Raw genomic sequence first — 19985 nt, 5'->3', positions numbered from 1 at the left:
ATGCCGTTTTATAAACGCTCCTGTCGTATTTTATGGCGGGGGCTTTTTTGTGAACGATTTATTCACTATTAAAAAAGCTTAGTAACGCTAATAAAAGCGGCTTTGAATAAGTAATTATTCTCAATAGTTAGTCATTAATGCGTCATTGATAATATATTTTTTTACAAAATCTAGAGTATGAGTTGACAGAAAAGACTAGATTTTTTAGTCATCATTAACTAAGATAACTGAGGGCGACGTTCTGTATAGTTATCGTAAACTGTTATTTAAACCCTCGATATTGTCGTTTCAAGCGCTGCTACTTGCTACCTATTTAAGCTTATCGCAAGTGGCGCAACTCCTCACTTTATCCCGATTGGGATTGTTAAGGCGCTTGAATATAGAGCGTCTCATATTCATATTTAACGGCGGTTTAACCTATTCATCGCCAATTTATCCATAACTTTCTTATCAGCTGCTTTGCTTATTGTCTCTTAAAGAAGTTAAGGCGTCACCGTTTTTATTAACGTTTACGCCGCTCATATTGAGTTTTTAACCGCTAAAACAGACATAAAAGTAAGCAGAGTCCGATAAGGGTTTAGGTATAAATGCTTTAGCGTTAACGTTAAATCAGTAGCTGCGATGGTTATAAAATAAAGAGAGTCGTGATAAGTATTTTTATCACCCTCAAAACGCTTGCATTATTTTCTCCGCTTGCGCTTTATTAATCCGCTTATGTGAATATATTCAGCCCGTTCTGCCCGCGGAGTTTGGTTGCTACTTCATATTGAAAGTATAGGCCGTCCGCTCACTCAAAAGGACAAGCTATGTCAATGATTTCTTCCTCTACGCATTTGGCGGCGCCAGATGACTTCTCTGATAATTGTGGCTTTGGTTTGATAGCTCATATCGAGGGCCAAGCCAGTCACGATTTGGTAAAAACGGCCATTCATAGTCTAAGCTGTATGACCCATCGCGGCGGCGTTGCCGCTGATGGTAAAACGGGCGATGGCTGCGGTTTATTGCTGGCAACGCCGACGGTATTTTTTAGCGATATCGCCGCTGAGCAAGGCTTTACCCTGACAGCCGATTTTGCCGTTGGCATGGTGTTTGTCAGTTTGGATGAGACAAAAGCGCAGTATAGTCAGCAGGTGCTTAATGAAGAGATTGCCGCCCAAGGGTTAGCAGTGGCGGGCTGGCGCGATGTGCCGCTTGATTTAAGTATCGTTGGTGAGATTGGGCGTCAGACATTACCTGGTTTTCAGCAAGTATTTGTCAATGCGCCAGACGAGATAGCGGCCGATGACTTTAACCGCAAATTATTTGTCGCCCGTAAAAAAGCCGAGCAGCGTCTGCTTGATGACGAGCTGTTTTATGTATGCTCATTAAACTGTCAGACCATTATTTATAAGGGTTTGGTCATGCCATCAGACCTGCCAGCGTTCTTTTTAGACTTACAAGATACGCGTTTGGCCTCGCATATCGTGGTCTTCCATCAGCGTTTTTCAACCAATACCTTGCCGCGTTGGCCCCTAGCACAGCCTTTTCGCTATCTGGCGCACAATGGTGAGCTTAATACCATCACCGGCAACCGTAGCTGGTCTGAAGCGCGCACGCCAAAATTAAAATCTGATAAATTGCCCAATTTAAGCGAACTAACGCCATTGGTTAATAGCACCGGCTCAGACTCATCAAGCTTAGATAATATGCTAGAGGTGCTGATGTCGGGCGGTATGAGTTTATTCCACTCGATGTCGATTCTAGTACCACCCGCTTGGCAAAATGTCGATAGCATGGATATGGACTTGCGCGCGTTTTATGAGTTTTACTCGCAGCATATGGAGGCGTGGGACGGCCCAGCAGGGCTAGTGATTCAAGACGGTCGCTATGCGGTCTGTATGCTTGACCGTAATGGTCTGCGGCCGTCGCGTTGGGTGACCACCAAGAACGGCTATATCACGGTGGCCTCAGAAGTCGGCGTTTGGGATTATGCGCCAAAAGATGTGCTTGCTAAAGGGCGCGTTGGGCCCGGTCAGATGTTAGTTATCGATACCATGACTGGTCAAATTATGGATACCAAAGCGATTGCGACGTTACTGAAAAAAGCACATCCGTATCGTAAATGGCTGCGCGAAGAAGCGACGCGTATTCGTGATGATGAGCGCTTAGAAGAAACGCTTGCCGCCCAAGCCTGCCGCGGTGAGCCGCTAAAAGCTTTGCAAAAAATGTATCACATCACCAATGAAGAGCGTACAGAAATCATCCGTCCTAATGCTGAAAACGCGCAAGAGCCAGTTGGTTCGATGGGTGATGATACGCCAATGGCTGTGCTGTCGCAGCAAATTCGCCATGTTGGTGATTTCTTCCGTCAACAGTTTGCACAGGTGACCAATCCACCGATTGATCCGCTGCGTGAAGCTATTGTCATGTCGTTACAGACTTGCCTTGGTGCTGAGACCAATGTGTTTGCACCATCAGCACGTGACGCGCATCGTATTATCTTATCGTCGCCGGTTTTATCAGCCAGTAAAATGCAGCAGCTTGAAAACTTGGCTGATCCGGCGTTTCAAATGGCGCGTATCGACTTAAACTGCGATGCCAATCTTGAGCTAGCAGCCGCCATCAAAGCCATCTGTGAGCAAGTGGCAAGCAGCATTCGTGCGGGTTTTACTTTGATTGTGTTGTCTGATAAGAATATCGCCGCCGACAAACTACCGGCCAACGCCATTATGGTCACTGGTGCGGTGCATCATTATCTGATTGCCCAAGGTATTCGTACCGATGCCAATTTAATTATCGAGACTGGTCTGGCACGCGATTCACATCATGTGGCGGTACTAATCGGCTTTGGCGCGACTTGTGTGTATCCATATCTGGCCTATGACGTCATCGATGATTTGGTGGCGACGGGTGAGCTGCTTGGCGATCCGATTCAAGCGCGGGTCAATTTCCGTAAAGGCTTGGATAAAGGGCTGCTAAAAATCTTATCAAAAATGGGTATCTCTACCATTGTCTCTTACCGCGGCGCGCAATTATTTGAAGCGGTGGGGCTTTCTGAAGAAGTGGTAAACCTGTGTTTCAAAGGCGTACAAAGTCGTATTAAGGGCGCTACTTTTGCTGATTTGGCTGCCGACCAAGCGCAATTGGCGGCCAATGCCTTTAAACGCCGTGCGCCACTTGATCAAGGTGGCTTATTAAAATTTGTCTTTAATAAAGAATACCATGCCTTTAATCCTGACGTGATTAACAGCCTACATACTGCCGTACGTACGGGTGATTATGTCAATTATCGTAACTATGCTAATTTGGTTAATAGCCGTCCGGTCGCCACTTTGCGAGATTTATTACAGCTTAAAACCGACAATCCGCTTGAAGTAGACGAGGTTGAAGATATCTCAGCCATTTTGTCGCGTTTTGACTCTGCAGGCATGTCGTTAGGCGCATTGTCGCCAGAAGCGCATGAAGCCATCGCTATTGCTATGAATACCATCGGTGGTCGTTCAAACTCTGGTGAAGGCGGCGAAGATCCTGTGCGTTATGGCACGCTACGTAATTCAAAAATCAAGCAAATTGCCTCAGGTCGCTTTGGGGTCACACCGGCGTATCTGCGTTCGGCAGAAGTGCTGCAAATTAAGGTTGCTCAAGGGGCGAAACCGGGTGAAGGTGGTCAGCTGCCAGGCGGTAAGGTCAATGCTTTGATTGCGCGACTGCGTTATTCAGTGCCGGGTGTGACGCTCATATCACCGCCGCCGCATCATGATATTTATTCGATTGAGGATCTGGCGCAGCTTATTTTTGATCTCAAGCAAGTCAATCCTGATGCCTTAGTTTCGGTCAAGTTAGTCTCGCGTCCAGGCGTTGGTACGATTGCGACGGGTGTGGCAAAAGCTTACGCTGATTTGATTACCATCTCAGGTTATGACGGCGGTACGGCAGCATCGCCACTTTCGTCCATCCATCATGCTGGCTCGCCGTGGGAGCTGGGGCTTGCTGAAACGCATCAATCGCTACGGGTCAACGGCTTGCGTGATAAAGTTCGTATTCAAACCGATGGCGGTCTAAAAACGGGTCTTGATGTGGTCAAAGCCGCAATTCTTGGGGCAGAAAGCTTTGGTTTTGGCACCACGCCGATGATTGCTGTTGGCTGTAAATACTTGCGGATTTGCCATCTTAATAACTGTCCAACCGGCGTTGCCACCCAAAAAGCCCAGCTACGTGATGAGCATTTCATCGGTGAAGCGGAAATGCTGATTAACTTCTTTAAATTTGTCGCAACCGAAACGCGTGAATGGCTTGCCGCTCTCGGTGTACGCAGTATGGAAGAGCTGGTCGGACGCACTGATTTGCTTGACGTATTAGAAGGCAATACCGATAAGCAGCGTCATTTGGATTTAACGCCGTTGTTATTTAGTCATCCAGCCAGTAGTGGCAAAGCGCAAACTTGTCAGGTGGCGCGCAATGAGCCGTTTGATAAAGGCTTGCTTGCTGAGCAAATGATTAACGATATGCTGCTGAGTATCCGTCAAGGGAACGGCGGCGATTTCAGCTATGCCATCGGCAACTGTGATCGTTCTATTGGCGCGCGTATCTCTGGCGAGATTGCGCAGGTCTGGGGCAACCTTGGTATGAGTGATAGGCCCATTAAGCTGCATCTAAACGGCACCGCAGGTCAGAGTTTGGGGGTCTGGAATGCAGGCGGTTTGCATATTGAGCTAGAAGGCGATGCCAATGACTATGTTGGTAAAGGCATGGCGGGCGGTGAGATTGTCATTTATCCACCGCAAGATTCAAGTTTCACCACGCATGAAACCGCCATTATCGGCAATACTTGTTTGTATGGCGCAACTGGTGGCAAGTTGTATGCGGCGGGTACAGCAGGTGAGCGTTTCGGCGTACGTAATTCGGGTGCTCATGCGGTTATCGAAGGCACGGGCGACCATTGCTGCGAGTATATGACCGGCGGCATCATTACTGTCCTTGGGCGTACGGGGCTGAATTTCGGCGCAGGCATGACCGGCGGCTTTGCTTATGTCCTCGATATGGATGGTGACTTTTTCGATCGCTGTAATCATGAACTGATTGATTTAAACCGTATCTCAAGCGAGCAAATGGAAGGTCATCGTATTTACTTGCAACAAGTGATTGAAACTCATGTTGACAAAACGGGCAGTGCGTGGGGACAAACCATCTTAGCGGACTTTGAGCATTACGCGCGTAAGTTCTATTTGGTAAAACCCAAAGCGGCAAACGTTGCGACCCTGCTTAAAACCACGACGGCTGACCCACAATAAATTGGCTTGGTCAATGATAGGTTTACAAGCAGTTTAATTCATAGGTTTTAAGCAGGTAAATGACAACCTCTATTCGTAAATTTGCCTCATTTAGGCTGCAGATATTGGCTGTCGTTACCCACTATAAAAGAGACAATACCATGGCAAAACGCTTAGAAAATAGTTTTCAGTTTTTAGATGTACCGCGCCTTGAGCCAATCAAAAAAGATATCGTTACGCGCTCAACAGAGTTTGTAGAAATTTATCAGCCGTTCGATAGCGAATCAGTAGCGCAGCAATCGCACCGCTGTCTTGAGTGCGGCAATCCATACTGCGAGTGGAAATGTCCGGTACATAATTACATTCCCAACTGGCTTAAATTAGCGGCAGAAGGACAAATATTTCAGGCAGCAGAATTGTGTCATCAAACCAATACTTTGCCTGAAGTTTGTGGCCGTGTTTGTCCGCAAGACCGTTTGTGTGAAGGCGCTTGTACGCTAAACGATGGCTTTGGCGCGGTCACCATCGGCAATGTTGAGAAGTATATCAATGACACCGCTTTTGCCCTTGGCTGGCGTCCTGATATGTCCGAGGTGGTTTGGACGGATAAAAAAGTCGCTATTATTGGCGCAGGACCTGCAGGACTGGGCTGCGCCGATATCTTAGTCAGAAATGGGGTCAAACCTGTTATCTTCGATAAGCGTCCTGAGATTGGCGGTTTATTAACCTTTGGTATTCCAGAGTTTAAAATGGAAAAAGATGTCATGCGCAATCGCCGTGTCATTTTTGAAGGCATGGGCATGGAGTTTCGTTTAGAGACCGAAATCGGTAGCGATGTCAGTATTGACGAGCTGCTAAGCGAGTACGATGCGGTATTTATGGGCATGGGCACTTATTCTTATATGCGCGGCGGCTTTGCAGGCGAAGAGCTAGAAGGCGTCTACGATGCGCTAGATTATCTGATAGCTAACGTCAATCGCTGCAATGACTGGGAAAAAAATCCAGCAGACTATATCGATTTAAAAGGTAAAAAAGTAGTGGTATTAGGCGGCGGTGACACGGCGATGGACTGTAACCGTAGCAGTGTGCGTCAAGGCGCGCAGCAAGTGGTTTGCGCTTATCGCCGTGACGAAGAAAATATGCCCGGCTCTCGCCGTGAGGTGGTCAATGCACGCGAAGAGGGCGTTGAGTTTTTATTCAACCGTCAACCGACCGAAATCATTGGCTTAAATGGCAAGGTAAACGCGGTCAAGGTAATTACCACGCATCTGGGCGCGCCTGACAGTCATGGGCGCCGCCACCCTGAGCCTATCCCTAACTCAGAAGAAATCATACCGTGTGATGCGGTTATTCTGGCCTTTGGTTTCCGTCCTAGCCCGGCCGATTGGTTTGCCAGTCAGCAAGTCACAATGGACGGCTCGGGTCGAGTGGTCGCCGCCGAAAAACAAACCTTTAAATTCCAAACCAGTAACCCAAAAATATTTGCCGGTGGCGATATGGTGCGCGGCTCTGATTTGGTGGTGACGGCGATTTGGGAAGGTCGTGAAGCGGCAGAAGGTATTTTAGATTTCTTAGAAGTCTAGCTTTTAGAAGTCTAGTATTTGGCTATTGGTAGTTATCAATAGCCAAATCCAAATATGCTTTTTCATCATTTTTAAAATGAGGACACGCCCTTGCATGTTTATAACTATAACGTTGACGTCTTTTATCTTTACGGGAGAAAAGGCGTTATTTTTTTGATAATTGCTTTATGAATGGTTAAGCTAGCAGTTATCATTTAAGCTACTTTTTATTTATCCATTATAAGAGACGCCCTGCGTGAAACCGACTTTTTGGCAACGATTTACCGCGCCGTTTGTAGAGCCTTACGCCCGCTATCAGCATGCCGATGTTTTGCATGCCATACGTTTGGGCGTGGCCGTGCTTATTGCCCTGTTGTTAAATGAGTTTACCCACTTGCCACATGGCGAGTGGACGACCATCACCGTGTTTGTGATATTGGGATTATTGCAATATCAAGGAGCGATTTATACCAAGGCTAAAGAGCGCATACTCGGCACTTTGCTCGGCGTGGTGGTCGGGCTGAGCTTTTTATGGTTGATTCAAGATACGGGCGGCTGGCTATGGTTATACTATGGGCTGATTGGTATTATCAGCGGTATTATTGGCTACGTAGCGGTTAAGCAGTTGGGCTATATCGGGCTGCTAACGGGTATTACCATGCTGATGATTGTCTCAAGCCCCGACCATAGTGATATCACCCAAGACGGTCTGTATCGCGCCATTAATATTTTACTTGGCGCAGGGGTTGCGGTCGCTGCGACCTTGATTTTACCGCTGAAATCAACGCTAATGTGGCGGTTTTTATTGGCCAGTAACCTTGAAACCTGCGGTAATTTATACACTGGAGTGGGCAATCATATTGATGCCGAGATTTTAGTACCAAAACCCTTTAAATATAGTAAGGCGACCAGTTCAGCCAGTATTATTTACCCAAAAAATCCGGCTGTACCAGATACGCCAGTCAATAAAGCCTTGGTCAAAGCGCTGCAAAAAATCAATAAGCGCCTGCTTGCCGTGCGCCCGCATATCGCCGCCACAGCGAGCGAATCTGGCATTGATAAAGAAACGCTAGAGACCATTCAGCGTACCCATCGCAATATTATTGGTACGATTGATTTATTATTAAGTGCGGCGCCGCGCTTGGCAAATATCGAAATTGACGATGAAAACCATATTTTACTGATTCATTATCAGCACGAATTAACCCAAGCGATGCAGCATATGGCGGCGGTATTACGCAGTCCAAATGATGAAGTGTTTCGCCCGATTACGCGCATTGCGGTATCAGAATATCCAAGTGTGGAAAACTTAGGCTTTGAGTGGCAAGGCTATTTTTGGCTCACCCAAACGCTGCAAGTGCAGTTACAGCGTCTTAGTGAATTATTGCAAACCACCAAACCGCAATGGTTTGCTGCCTCTGGGTTGCGCTATCAGCGCCGCGAGCAGCGCCGTATCGAGCATAAAGGCAGCGAAACCGATTTGCACTTATAAATAAAAGCCAAATAAAAAATAGCAACCAAATAAAAGACAAATAAAAAACGCTGACTCTATAAAGTCAGCGTTTTTTGGATAGATAATAGGCATCTAAAACAGCAATTAATAAATGTGTATTAACTTACAGAATTAACGCCCTGTTTTAAGCTTATCCCAATACTGCTGATAAACTTGCAACGCTTCATCACCGACATCTTTTTGAAACTCCGCTTTTGCCAATACTTCTTTGCTTGGATAAATGGTTGGATTGTTGCGCACCTCTTCTGGCATCAGCTCACGCGCGGCCATATTCGGCGAGGCGTAACCAATCTCTTCACTGACGATTTTAGAGTTCTCAGGACGCAGTAAATAATCAATAAATTTGTGCGCCGCGTCGACTTGTTTGGCGTTTTTTGGAATAACAAAGTTATCCATCCAAAGAATAGCCCCTTCAGTTGGATATTTATACACCAAGCTAGTCAAGCCTTCGTTATTGGCGATGATGGCTTCACCATTCCAGCTCATACCAACCGTGGTTTCGCCTTCCATATAGGGCATGCGCGAGGCGTCCGAGTTGAAGGTTTTTACATTTGGCATCAAGGTCGTTAGCTTCTCGTAAGCGGCTTTGATTTCCTCAGGATTTTTACTATTACCTGAATAGCCAAGGGTCAATAGCGCCATGCCAAACACTTCGCGCATGTCATTCATTAGCATCACTTGACCTTTATACTCAGGACGCCATAAGTCATTCCAGCTATTTACGGTGGCAGGATCGACCGCTTCGCCATTGATGGCAAGGCCGGTGCTGCCCCACATATAAGGAATCGAGTATTTATTTTCTGGGTCAACCTTGGTATTGGTAAAGGAGGTATCAAGATTTCTAAAGTTGCTTAATTTGGATTTATCAAGCTCTTGTAGCAGTCCTTCTTTGGCCATTTTTTCCACATAATACGTCGATGGAATCGCTAAATCGTATTGGCTGGAATCATCAAGCAATTTAAGCTTAGCGTACATCGCTTCGTTCGAGTCAAAAGTGGTGTAATTGACCCGAATGCCGGTCTCTTTAGTAAAACCATCTAGGATTTCTTGCGGCATATATTCCGACCAGTTATACAGGTTTAACGTTTCTGCACTGGGCGCAGCGCCATCGGTAGCGGCATTATCTGATTTACTACAGCTCACAAGTACGAGCCCAACTGCCACGGCTAATAAGGCTTTTGGAAGCATGTGAGCGCTACGAGCGGCAGCACGCGACGATGATAAATGAGTCAAAATATCTCTCCTAAAATAAGAATGGTGCAAAGCAAGAAAACCCGTAAAACAGGCACGATGCTAAATTTACAGCTATGTAAACCATTATGGCTATGATTGCGCATAATTTAAAGGGCAATCGTACTTAGCGTTTTACTAGTATCGTTACAGCTCAGGCGATTAAAAATAATATGCCAAATGATCATAAATGATGACAAATGCCGATTTTTATCATGCTTGATTTAATAATAGCCTTTTATAGAATAAACAGATTTACCATAGCATCGTAGTCGAAAAGGCGACATGATAGGCGCGTTTTATGCCACTATAGTTGCCGTATAAGACTTTAAACAATAAAAATAAGACAATTTTACCCAATTTGAGTGAATTAAAAGAGGAAGACAATGAATAATCGTGTACGCGCTGGGATAGTGATGGCTTTGATTGGCATCATAGGTTTTATGATGGTATTTAATTCGGGCTCGCCAACCCCAATCGTGAATTGGCCAGTTGAAACCTATCTGGGTTTGGCATTTACCATTGGCTGGTTAAGCCACGTACCAAATTGGCTGGCTTATGTGCTCGCAGCGTTGGTAATTATTTTAATCATCGTCGGATTTTATAAAGTCGGTAGCTGGCTTTATGGTTTAATGGCTAAGCGTCGTTAAATAGCGTCGTTAAACTTTGTTAGGACGTGCTCTTCTTTTAAAAATGAGGACACGCCTTAGATAAATAGCGGTTTTTATAAACTATTTATCAAGACGCTATATGAAATTGCTCGAGTACCGACTGGATGCCGCGCTCTTCAATCGTACCCGTGACAAAATCCGCGCGCTCAATCAACGCAGGCTGGGCATCGCCCATCGCTACTGCATAGCCGACCAAATCAAACATCTCTAAGTCATTCATGCCATCGCCAAACGCCATGCATTCAGTTGCATCTACGCCATAATAGCGACAGACGTCTTTGATACCGCGCGCTTTAGAGGCGTTTGCGGGCAGGATGTCTGCGCCAATATGATGCCAATGTACCAGTTTTAAATCGTCCTGTGCAAAGTCGATATCTTGCATTTTATCGAATTGATTGTTAAAAAACACTGAGCATTGATAAACAGGGTTTGATTGATAATAGAGTGGATCCACGATAGAGTTGGGCGTTTTGGCATTAAAATCACGCAAACGCTCATTTTCGTCTGACCAAGCAATGTGCGTCGCCGAGTCAAACTTATGAATCAGCTGACTGGTTTGGCATAACTGCACAATTTTGTCCGCTTGCTCAGCAGACAATGGATAATGGCTAATCAAGCCTTTATTATCAAAACTATATTGTCCATTCATACAAATGATGGCATCTAAGACATCCGCTTCGAGCAAAGCTAAAATATCCGCTGGCAATATCGCTTTAGAGCGTCCGGTCGAAATCACCAGTTTAATATCAGTTTTGGCCAGCGCCTCAAGCGTCGCTTGGTTGTGCGTAGCGATGATGCCATTACGGCTGAGCGTGTCATCAATGTCAAAAAATATCACTTTCGGCACTGGTAACGCCTGATTGATACTGGCTGGCGCCTTATCTACAATAAACATGAGTATCCTTTATATTTAAAAAACGACTATTTAGGTATTTAAAGCTAGTATAAAAAGTCGTTGAGATTTGCTGAATAGTCTCAAGGGTTATGACTGATAATATAATTTGAATTTATGGATAAGTATGCATTTTACAGGGCTGAAAATACAGTAATAGAGTGATTATGGCTAATTTATGTATCATCTTTACTGCGTTGTTTGCCTTTGATATTTAAGATGCGCTTGCTAGCAAACAGTTGATTTTCTAATTTTTGGCTTTGTAACTGCATCAGACTTTGGTGGATGCAACCGATTTACTCTCGCAGCATCTGACCGATGAGGAAGATTTAGTGATTCCGATTTTGGGGTTGAGGCAGGGTTAGGGAGTAACTTATAACTTTTTCCATTATAAGTCTTGGTTTGGGTCGTCTTTGTGATTAATAAACCAAGAGTGTATTTACGATAGCTATAAGCCTAAGAAATCACGATAGGTGATAGAAAATTGGTCAAAATGCAAAAACCTTATTGATTATTTTTTATAATAAAGTGTATCTTAGCTTAAATAAGCTTTTTATAAATAAGGTTCCTTATGGACACAACGACAAGTCATACCTTTGAAGGGAAAAAAAGGAATGGCGAGCATATTCTTATCAATATGACATATGTCGCCAAAAATATTGACCTAGATTCGGGAATCGAGCTGACTCGTGCATTTGAGTATTGGCGAAGATATTTTGAAGAAAACAATATCGTTTCCGCTTTGGTCATTAGCGAAGGTTATTTCGTTCAAAGTTTTCAAGGGACAAGGCCTGCTATCAATATTGCCTTAGGGAAAATACTTGACAAGCATTCAACCATTTCTCCTAATATTGTTAATATAGAGGAAATTGAATCACGTCAATGGAATGGGTTTTTAGTTAAATATCTAACATCAAGCGTTGAAGATGAAGAATATGCCCTAAAAAGCTTCTCAGCAGGTTCTGACTATAATCCCTATTAATGACAAGTACTCAGATTGAAAGCTTTTTGACAGCAGTTTTTAAAGATACCGAGTCCAGCAATTTTTAGATGAGTTCCCCATTATAACTAGCGTAAAAAAGCCGTCTATACATTGTTTAGGCGGCTTTTTAATAAGAGTAAGTTTTGTTTCACATGTCTATAATGTGTGCTGACTTAGTGATAAGGTAAAGCCCTGGTTGATGCTCGTAACATCTAACTTATAAGAACACATTAGTCATTCGTATTGTGGGGTTAAGGCTAGGGCTACTCTAAATTATTGATAAAAGGAATAATACTGTTTTTTGAAGCCGATATAACGCTAAATTGTTTGTACTTTAGATTATTATATTGATTGTTAATAACTTCCTTCCTATACCACCATACAAATTGTTGAGGAATAATTAACTCTCTATCTTCATCACGACTTTCCAATTTTGGATATTCATTTAGATTAACAACCAAGTTAGGGTGGTTCTGTTCAATTGATTCAAATAGAATTGAAACATCGATAACTTTGGATAAGCTTTTATAGGCAGCTTCGTCAAAACCTTCTTTACTTGTAGTTCCATTCGTAAGGCTTGTTAAAGTAGGAACGTAATCGTTAAGGATTCGATAAACAGTTGATGGGTCGGAGCTAACTAATGACTTTACATAATCATTCAAACGGTTTTTGTCCACATATTCACTTAATATCCAGAAAATACGTGATACTAAGTCGGGGTTTTCAGAAGTGGTGTCAATAGACTCAATCTCAGAAAAGATTTTGTTTCCTAGGTGTTCACCTAACTCTTTTCTTTCTTCCAAGCTAAAACAGTTAGGTTTAGGGTTTTCATTTTCGCTATGATACAGCCATCTGTATAATTCAGTTTTGTATTCAAGTGTTGGGGCATTATCAAGCGCAAGTTTAGCAATTTTTATTTGTTCATTTTTATCGGTACTAATTATCATATCTGCTATTAAAACTACAGATTGAACAAGAGGATTAAAAGACAAAAAGGTTCTACTATCAGGAATAATATCGCCAACTTGCGCTACAGATAAAATAATTGGCTGATATCTCCCACTATTCCAGTCAACTTGGCTACGTAATTTTTGTATTACCTTTTCAGCATTCTTAGGTGTTATAAAGTCCTTAAGAGGATTATCTTGATAATTATAAGGCTCACTCCAGTTGTTTATATTCTGCAATGCCTGGGTAACTGCTACGTCAGATACATCACTAGGTGATACTGAGTAACCAAAGTATCTGGAAAAATAATTTTTTGAACATATCTTTTGGTTGTCATTCCAAATTTTATGTGAGTCGCCTGCGTAGTGCATTTTTCCATACACAGCTTGTAACTTAGGGAAAAGACTTTTTAATAATTCTTTCAAATCTTCTTTATTACTTGATGTAGTTGTACTTAGTGCATTGTCAATTAGTATTTTAATAAGATCTTTGTCAGCATCATAAGATGAGCCACTACTTGTAGGAAACGTTCCAGAAAATAGCTTTTCATTATCCCTGATAGATTCGTATAGCCTAGGGTAGAAAGCTCTAATGCCTTCTATCAGCATCAAATCCACAGGATTGACCTCACCTTTTAAAATAGGTAAAGAGAATGTCAGGATATTGCCATAAAGTTTGGCTTTTCTGGGTGTAGTAATGCAGCTATCAAATGCAGAGACAAAATTGCGAGCAAAATCTTGAGCTTGCTCTTCAGTTAGTTGAATGTTGGCTAATTCAAGAGCTGTATCCACTCCTTGAAAACAAAAACTTCTTAAAGTTTGTTTATCAATATGTGGTAAATGCAATGGCACTTGAATAATTTTTTCTAGAAACGCTTCGCCCGAGTTTCCTTGAGAGGTCGAATATCTATCTTGTAAAGATGAAGCGACAATATCTTTATCAAACGCAAGAATGTACGAGGTATACTTAAAGTCTGCTGTCAATTTTACTAGACGAAACAAGGCATGAATTTCCGTCTTATCTAACCTATCTACATCATCAATCAATATTAATACACGCTTTTGAGAATCTTTTAGAAGCGCTTCAGTTCTACTCTTGAAATCGTTTATGTCAGGCATTGAGATATAAGAAGATACTATATCGCCTACTACAGGCATACCAGCTGCACTAGACATAGGTTTTAATATCTTATTACCAATATCTTTAAGTCTATCTTCTCTTGTTGCTAACTTAGTGTCCAAAGCATCCGCTATTTGGTTGAAAAACCCCATTAAAAGTTGATCCTCAGTGCCAAATCGCCATGGATTAAATTTTATGCATATAACATCATCGTTTGTATTAAGAGATTGTTCAATAAAGTTGAGAACTGAGGTTTTACCATCGCCCCATCTGCCATAAAGACCAATTACGATACTGCTTGGGTCACGACGACTAGCAATTACTTGTGCTACTCGTTCAGAAAACTTCCAACGAGAGAATATATCTTCAACTTTAGTAGTAACTGGAGCGTCGGACGAGTAGTTTTCAGTTGTCATTTCAATCCTTAATAAACTGAGCTGTAGTCAAAATAGGTGCTTTAATTCCAGATTGTAGGTTTCGCTATCGTTCCACCTACGCTACTGAACCAAATCAAACTATCCAACTTCAACACTCGTCACATTCTGAAAGCCTCTTGGCAGCTGACCGCCGCGATTACCACGAGTGCCCGTATAATTGGCCAAATCATTAGGCTTTAGCGTCACGTGGCGTTTGCCAGCGGTGATGACTAGGCTGTCTTGCTGACTGAGTGGCGTGATAGCAAGTACTTCTTCACCGTCTTTTAATTTGATCAGCTTATTACCTTTACCACGAGCCTGTTCAGGCAAATCTTCAAGCGCAAATATCAATAGATAGCCTGCATTGGTTACGACAGCGAGATGGTCAGGTGTGGCTGTTACCGCTTCACTATTATCGCCATTAGCTTCTGCATTAGCATCGATCTGCGCAACAGGTAGCAAGCGGCTATCAGTTGCTAGGTTGATGATGTTTTTACCCGCTTTTTGATTGCTATCGAGATTGCCAACGGTGTTGATAAAACCATAACCTGCTGAACTTGCGAGGACGATACGTTGGTTATTATCGCCCGTTAATAACTGCTCAAAGCTGGCGCCTGCTGGCGGTTTGAGTACGCTGGTCAGCGGATCGCCTTGACCACGAGCAGAGGCGAGGCTATGGGCGTCGATACTATAGCTGCGTCCAGTGCTGTCGAGTACGTAAATTCTTTCATTGGATTTAGCACGTACATGCGCTTGATAGCTATCACCTGAGCGGTAAGTCATGCTGGCAGCATCGACGTCATGACCTTTGGCAGCGCGAATCCAGCCTGCTTTCGATAGGATGGCGGTGACAGGCTCGCTTGGTACGAGGTCAGACTCTTTTAACGCTTGCGCTTCTTCACGTTCTGCCAATTGCGATACGCGCTCGTTGCCGTGTTCCTTCATGTCGGCGCTAAGCTCGTCAATCATCAGATTGGTCAGGCTGTCTGGATTGTTCAAGTATTCTTGAATGATGGCACGTTCGGCAGCCAGTTCATCTTGCTCGCGGCGCAGCTCAATCTCTTCTAGTCTTGCCAGCTGGCGCAGTCGAATATCCAAGATAGCATTGGCTTGGATTTCAGTCAGATCATAGCCTTGCATCAATGATAATTTTGGGTCGTCTTCTTCACGAATAATACGAATGACTTCATCGATATTCAGATAAGCAATCAGCAAGCCGGCGAGGATATGTAAGCGTTTATCAATTTTGTCGAGGCGATATTGCAGACGGCGCGTGACCACAGAGCGGCGACAGACGAGCCATTCTTCAAGGATTTCTTTGAGGTTTTTGACCTGCGGCTTACCATTTAAGCCAATCATATTCATGTTGACGCGGTAATTACTCTCAAGGTCAGTACTGGCAAATAAATGGCTCATGACACGCTCGACATCGACGCGCGATGAACGTAGTTCAAGTACGATACGGCAAGCGTTTTCGTGGTCTGATTCGTCATGGATATCCGTTACCCATGGCAACTTTTTATCCATCATGAGTTTAGCGATTTGCTCTTGAATTTTATTGCCTGACACTTGATAAGGGAGCGCGTCGATGATGACTAAATTCTTCTCTTTTGGGTCAATATGAAAAGTGGCGCGCATTTTATAACTGCCGCGTCCGCTTTCATACATCGCCTGCAAGTCTTTTTTACTGGTGATGATTTCAGCAGGGGTTGGCAAATCCGGTGCGGGTATCGATTGGGTCAATTGCTTCACGGATAAATCAGGGTTTTTTAGCAAGCGAATTGCCGCCCGTACCACTTCATTAAGGTTATGGGGCGGAATATCGGTCGCCATACCGACGGCGATACCCGTTGTACCATTCAATAAAATATTGGGTAGGCGCGCGGGCAGGGTGACCGGCTCTTGCATGGTGCCATCAAAGTTATCTTGCCAATCGACCGTGCCTTGACCAAGCTCGGCAAGCAAGGTATTGGCATAAGCCGACATCTTGGCTTCGGTATAACGCATGGCAGCAAAGGATTTGGGATCATCGGGACTACCCCAGTTACCTTGACCTGTAATCAGCGGATAGCGATAACTAAACGGCTGTGCCATCAGTACCATCGCCTCATAACAGGCGCTATCGCCATGCGGATGATATTTACCCAGTACGTCACCGACCGTACGCGCGGATTTTTTGGCTTTGGCAGACGATTTTAGCCCAAGCTCGCTCATTGCATAAACGATACGGCGCTGCACAGGTTTTAGACCGTCAGCGATATTGGGCAATGCCCGATCCATGATGACGTACATGGCGTAGTTGAGATAGGCTTGCTCGGTGAATTCCGCCACGGAGCGGGTATCCATCGGTTCATTAGGAATAATAGGGTCAATGGTATCAATAACATCGGACATAAAATAGGGTTCGCTTTTGATTCTTAAAAGAGGTTTTTAATCAGTCTATATAGGCAGTCCACTATAAAATAAGCACAGAGCTACTGGTATTAATTTTGCGCAGCCTCTGTCTGCGTAGGCACAGCAAGCAAGGAAAATGAATACCAGTAGCGCGTTATAATACTTGTACTAAGTTGATTTAGGACTGACTGTATCGATAAAATAGGGAAAAATAAGATAGTGCTATCGTAAAGGATATTGGCAAAATTAAAAAGGGATAAGTCAGAATAGACGACAGGACGTGACGCGCTTGATATAACAGCTTTAATATCAAATATTGAGAATGAAGTATTGAGCAAAATAGAAATTTGACGGTTTCATAATTTTAGAAATGGTGGAAAATAGTGAAAAAACTGATAAATTTTTTAATAACAAATAAAAGTTTATTATATAAATAGTCGTAATTATAGCCAATTTTAGTATTTAAGTCACTGATATTAATAAAGATAGATATCGTCAAGTAAGTTTAAGAACTCAAGTTTCAATCTTTTGTATTGAGTAGTTTGTATAAAGTGTGTATGTTAATCAACAAAGGGCTATTTACCGCTATATTGTTGATCCTTCGCCATATTTTATATCGTCAGCCGCCGCCATTACTTACGTTATATCAATGGTTGGTTGTACGGCGATGTTAGATATGTTTGACCTTTTCGATTATGGATGGATTGATACCAGCACACTATTATTAGGAGCAGTAAGATTATGGAAAATCAAGGTAACGTAATTCGTCGCGATGACAAACCGTGGGTAAAAACTTACGAAAAACTTGGCATCCAATACGATATTGATATGCCGCCCGCCAACACTTCTTTGATCGATATCCTCGAACAGAATTTCGTTACCCATGCAGGTCGTACCGCTTTTGTGTGCATGGATGTGACACTTTCTTATGAAGATTTAGACCGTTATAGCAAACAAATTGCCGCGTATCTACAGTCGCTTGGTTTACAAAAAGGCGATAAAGTAGCGGTTATGATGCCCAATATCTTGCAGCTACCGGTTGCTGTATTAGGGGTGTTACGCGCTGGCATGACCTTGGTCAATGTTAATCCACTTTATACCACCAAAGAGCTTGAGCATCAGTTAAAAGACTCTGATACCAAAGTGCTATTCATCCTAGAAAACTTTGCCAAAACCTATCAAGACATCGGTAAAGACTTGGTTGATCACGTCGTCATTACCTCGATGGGCGATTTGATGAGCCCGTTAAAAGGCTTTATCGTGAATGCAGTCGTGCGCCATGTCAAAAAACTGGTGCCTGATTATAAGGTTAACGGTAGCGTAAACTTTAAAAAAGCACTTAATAAATTGTCTGTCAAAAACTATAAACGCCCAACCAATATCGGTCTTGATGACGTGGCGGTCCTACAATATACAGGTGGAACCACAGGTGTTGCCAAGGGCGCGATGCTGACGCACGGCAACTTGGTCGCCAACCTTATTCAATGTGATACTTATCTTGGCGATGCGTTTGATAAGTTCCAAGAGCGTAACGAGCAGCCGGTTATTATGACCGCCTTGCCGCTGTATCATATTTTCTCATTTACCGTTTGCGGTATGTACGGTTTATATAGAGGTTGTATCGGCTTATTGGTACCAAATCCACGTGATGGCGCAAGCTTAATCAAGGCTTATAAGGACTATCCACCGGCGTTTTTCCCAGCGGTCAACACGCTGTTTAACGCGCTTGCCAACAGCGAAGCCTTTCAAGCATTGGACCATAGCAAGCTTGAGATGTCGATGGGCGGCGGCATGGCAGTATTAAAAGACACCGCGGCTAAGTGGGAAAAAATAACCGGCAATATTATCGTCCAAGGTTATGGCTTATCAGAGACATCTCCTGTCGCGTCGGCAAACCCGCAAGGTACCGGCGAGTTCTCAGGAAATATCGGTCTACCGATGCCAGCGACTGACATGGCCATTTTGGACGAAGAAGGTAATGAGTTGCCAATTGGTGAGCGCGGCGAAATCTGTGTTCGTGGTCCGCAGGTTATGAAGGGCTACTGGAAACGCGAAGACGCGACGGCTGAGGTCATGACGGCGGATGGCTATTTCCGTACCGGCGATATCGGCGTGATGAATGAAGAAGGTTACTTTAAGATTGTCGATCGCAAAAAGAATATGATTTTGGTCTCAGGCTTTAACGTTTATCCAAACGAAGTAGAAGATGTGATGTCTGGTCATCCAAAGATTTTGGAATGCGGCGTTATCGGTATCGACGATGAAAAAAGCGGCGAAGTGCCGAAGATTTTTGTTGTGCGTAGTGATAGTAGCCTGACCGAAGAGGAAGTGCTTGCTTATGCCAAAGAAAACCTCACCGGTTATAAGCGTCCTCGTTATGTTGAATTTATCGACGAGCTGCCAAAGTCTAACGTCGGTAAGATTTTACATAAAGACTTACGCGCCCTAGAAGAAAAGAAACACGCTTAAACCGTTTCATATAATAAATAACCTAATACCAAATTTAGCGGGCTTTTTATAGCGCTTTATCAATACTGAGCATTGATAAAAATATCTTGATATTTGATAGGCGAATGGTGAAAGATGATAAGGTCTTATGCAAATGACCTTATCATCTTTTTTGTTTTTCTATAAGGGTTTGCTAGTATTCATAGAGAACTGGGCGCAAAACTGCTATAGTTCTTGCCCATAAATACTCTATTTAACAGGTGTATTTGACGATAAATGTAGAATATTATCGTCATAAATACCCTTAGACATGCTCTATATGTCTCGAGATTTTTAACTTAAAAGTTTGTGAATGACAAATTCTCTTGAATAAGCAGTTTCTTATGTTATAAGACTTCTTATTCACAAGTTTTTGCTTTTATAACTCAGTGATTGTAAACCACGGTGATTCTATTTAATAAATTTTGATAGCAACTTACTAACAGTAATATTTAGGGAAGATTATGACGGACAGTACCAATAAAGAAGCCAAAAACCATAACGCTGCGGCAGATAGTCAAT

The 19985-nt window shown here is 43.3% G+C and carries 10 protein-coding genes; 6 read left to right on the top strand and 4 right to left on the bottom strand.

Annotated features, from left to right (window positions below; all coding sequences use genetic code 11):
* The first annotated feature begins 806 nt into the window (after positions 1-806).
* The 3 genes from gltB (at position 807) to AB8P72_RS11620 (ending at position 8303) form a co-directional block, all read left to right on the top strand.
* Positions 807-5270, top strand: coding sequence for a glutamate synthase large subunit (gene gltB, locus AB8P72_RS11630; protein WP_369957785.1), 4464 nt, complete (start codon positions 807-809; stop codon positions 5268-5270).
* A gap of 140 nt (positions 5271-5410) precedes the next feature.
* Positions 5411-6832 carry an FAD-dependent oxidoreductase gene (locus AB8P72_RS11625; RefSeq protein WP_369958293.1) on the top strand — a complete coding sequence of 474 codons (1422 nt, stop codon included), beginning with the start codon at positions 5411-5413 and terminating at the stop codon, positions 6830-6832.
* A gap of 235 nt (positions 6833-7067) precedes the next feature.
* Entirely contained in the window at positions 7068-8303 is a 1236-nt protein-coding gene (locus AB8P72_RS11620) for an FUSC family protein (RefSeq protein ID WP_144297933.1), read from the top strand.
* 132 nt (positions 8304-8435) lie between these two features.
* Here AB8P72_RS11620 and AB8P72_RS11615 read toward each other — a convergent pair whose 3' ends face one another.
* Positions 8436-9557 carry a PotD/PotF family extracellular solute-binding protein gene (locus tag AB8P72_RS11615; protein WP_369957784.1) on the bottom strand — a complete coding sequence of 374 codons (1122 nt, stop codon included), beginning with the start codon at positions 9555-9557 and terminating at the stop codon, positions 8436-8438.
* A gap of 383 nt (positions 9558-9940) precedes the next feature.
* Here AB8P72_RS11615 and AB8P72_RS11610 point away from each other — a divergent pair, with 383 nt between their 5' ends.
* The gene (locus AB8P72_RS11610) at positions 9941-10204 is read left to right on the top strand and encodes a hypothetical protein (protein ID WP_191690240.1); all 264 of its coding nucleotides are present in this window, start codon (positions 9941-9943) and stop codon (positions 10202-10204) included.
* Between the two features lie 88 nt (positions 10205-10292).
* Here the strand turns inward: AB8P72_RS11610 and AB8P72_RS11605 are convergent, their stop codons facing one another.
* Entirely contained in the window at positions 10293-11120 is an 828-nt protein-coding gene (locus AB8P72_RS11605; protein ID WP_200663839.1) for a Cof-type HAD-IIB family hydrolase, read from the bottom strand.
* A gap of 568 nt (positions 11121-11688) precedes the next feature.
* Here AB8P72_RS11605 and AB8P72_RS11600 point away from each other — a divergent pair.
* On the top strand, positions 11689-12099 hold the full coding sequence (locus AB8P72_RS11600; protein ID WP_369957783.1) for a hypothetical protein: 411 nt from the start codon (positions 11689-11691) through the stop codon (positions 12097-12099).
* Between the two features lie 263 nt (positions 12100-12362).
* Here the strand turns inward: AB8P72_RS11600 and AB8P72_RS11595 are convergent, their stop codons facing one another.
* Positions 12363-14582, bottom strand: coding sequence for a P-loop NTPase fold protein (locus AB8P72_RS11595; RefSeq protein ID WP_369957782.1), 2220 nt, complete (start codon positions 14580-14582; stop codon positions 12363-12365).
* Positions 14583-14681: 99 nt separating this feature from the next.
* Positions 14682-16976 (bottom strand): DNA topoisomerase IV subunit A, encoded by a 2295-nt coding sequence (parC, locus tag AB8P72_RS11590; RefSeq protein ID WP_369957781.1) that lies wholly within the window; start codon positions 16974-16976, stop codon positions 14682-14684.
* Between the two features lie 741 nt (positions 16977-17717).
* On the opposite strand from parC, the gene AB8P72_RS11585 reads away from it, so the two are divergent.
* Entirely contained in the window at positions 17718-19445 is a 1728-nt protein-coding gene (locus AB8P72_RS11585) for an AMP-binding protein (protein WP_191690247.1), read from the top strand.
* The last annotated feature ends 540 nt before the right edge of the window (positions 19446-19985 follow it).

Source organism: Psychrobacter sp. CLB018, from assembly GCF_041222815.1.
Taxonomy (GTDB): domain Bacteria; phylum Pseudomonadota; class Gammaproteobacteria; order Pseudomonadales; family Moraxellaceae; genus Psychrobacter; species Psychrobacter faecalis.
The sequence above is the reverse complement of the archived record's forward strand: the minus strand, read 5'-3'. Positions and strand labels throughout refer to the sequence as shown.

Excerpts from the sequence above, each read along its gene's own strand:
- gltB (WP_369957785.1), top strand. The coding sequence starts at position 807 with ATGTCAATGATTTCTTCCTCTACGCATTTGGCGGCGCCAGATGACTTC.
- AB8P72_RS11625 (WP_369958293.1), top strand. The coding sequence starts at position 5,411 with ATGGCAAAACGCTTAGAAAATAGTTTTCAGTTTTTAGATGTACCGCGC.
- AB8P72_RS11610 (WP_191690240.1), top strand. The coding sequence starts at position 9,941 with ATGAATAATCGTGTACGCGCTGGGATAGTGATGGCTTTGATTGGCATC.
- AB8P72_RS11605 (WP_200663839.1), bottom strand. The coding sequence starts at position 11,120 with ATGTTTATTGTAGATAAGGCGCCAGCCAGTATCAATCAGGCGTTACCA.
- AB8P72_RS11600 (WP_369957783.1), top strand. The coding sequence starts at position 11,689 with ATGGACACAACGACAAGTCATACCTTTGAAGGGAAAAAAAGGAATGGC.
- AB8P72_RS11595 (WP_369957782.1), bottom strand. The coding sequence starts at position 14,582 with ATGACAACTGAAAACTACTCGTCCGACGCTCCAGTTACTACTAAAGTT.
- parC (WP_369957781.1), bottom strand. The coding sequence starts at position 16,976 with ATGTCCGATGTTATTGATACCATTGACCCTATTATTCCTAATGAACCG.
- AB8P72_RS11585 (WP_191690247.1), top strand. The coding sequence starts at position 17,718 with ATGGAAAATCAAGGTAACGTAATTCGTCGCGATGACAAACCGTGGGTA.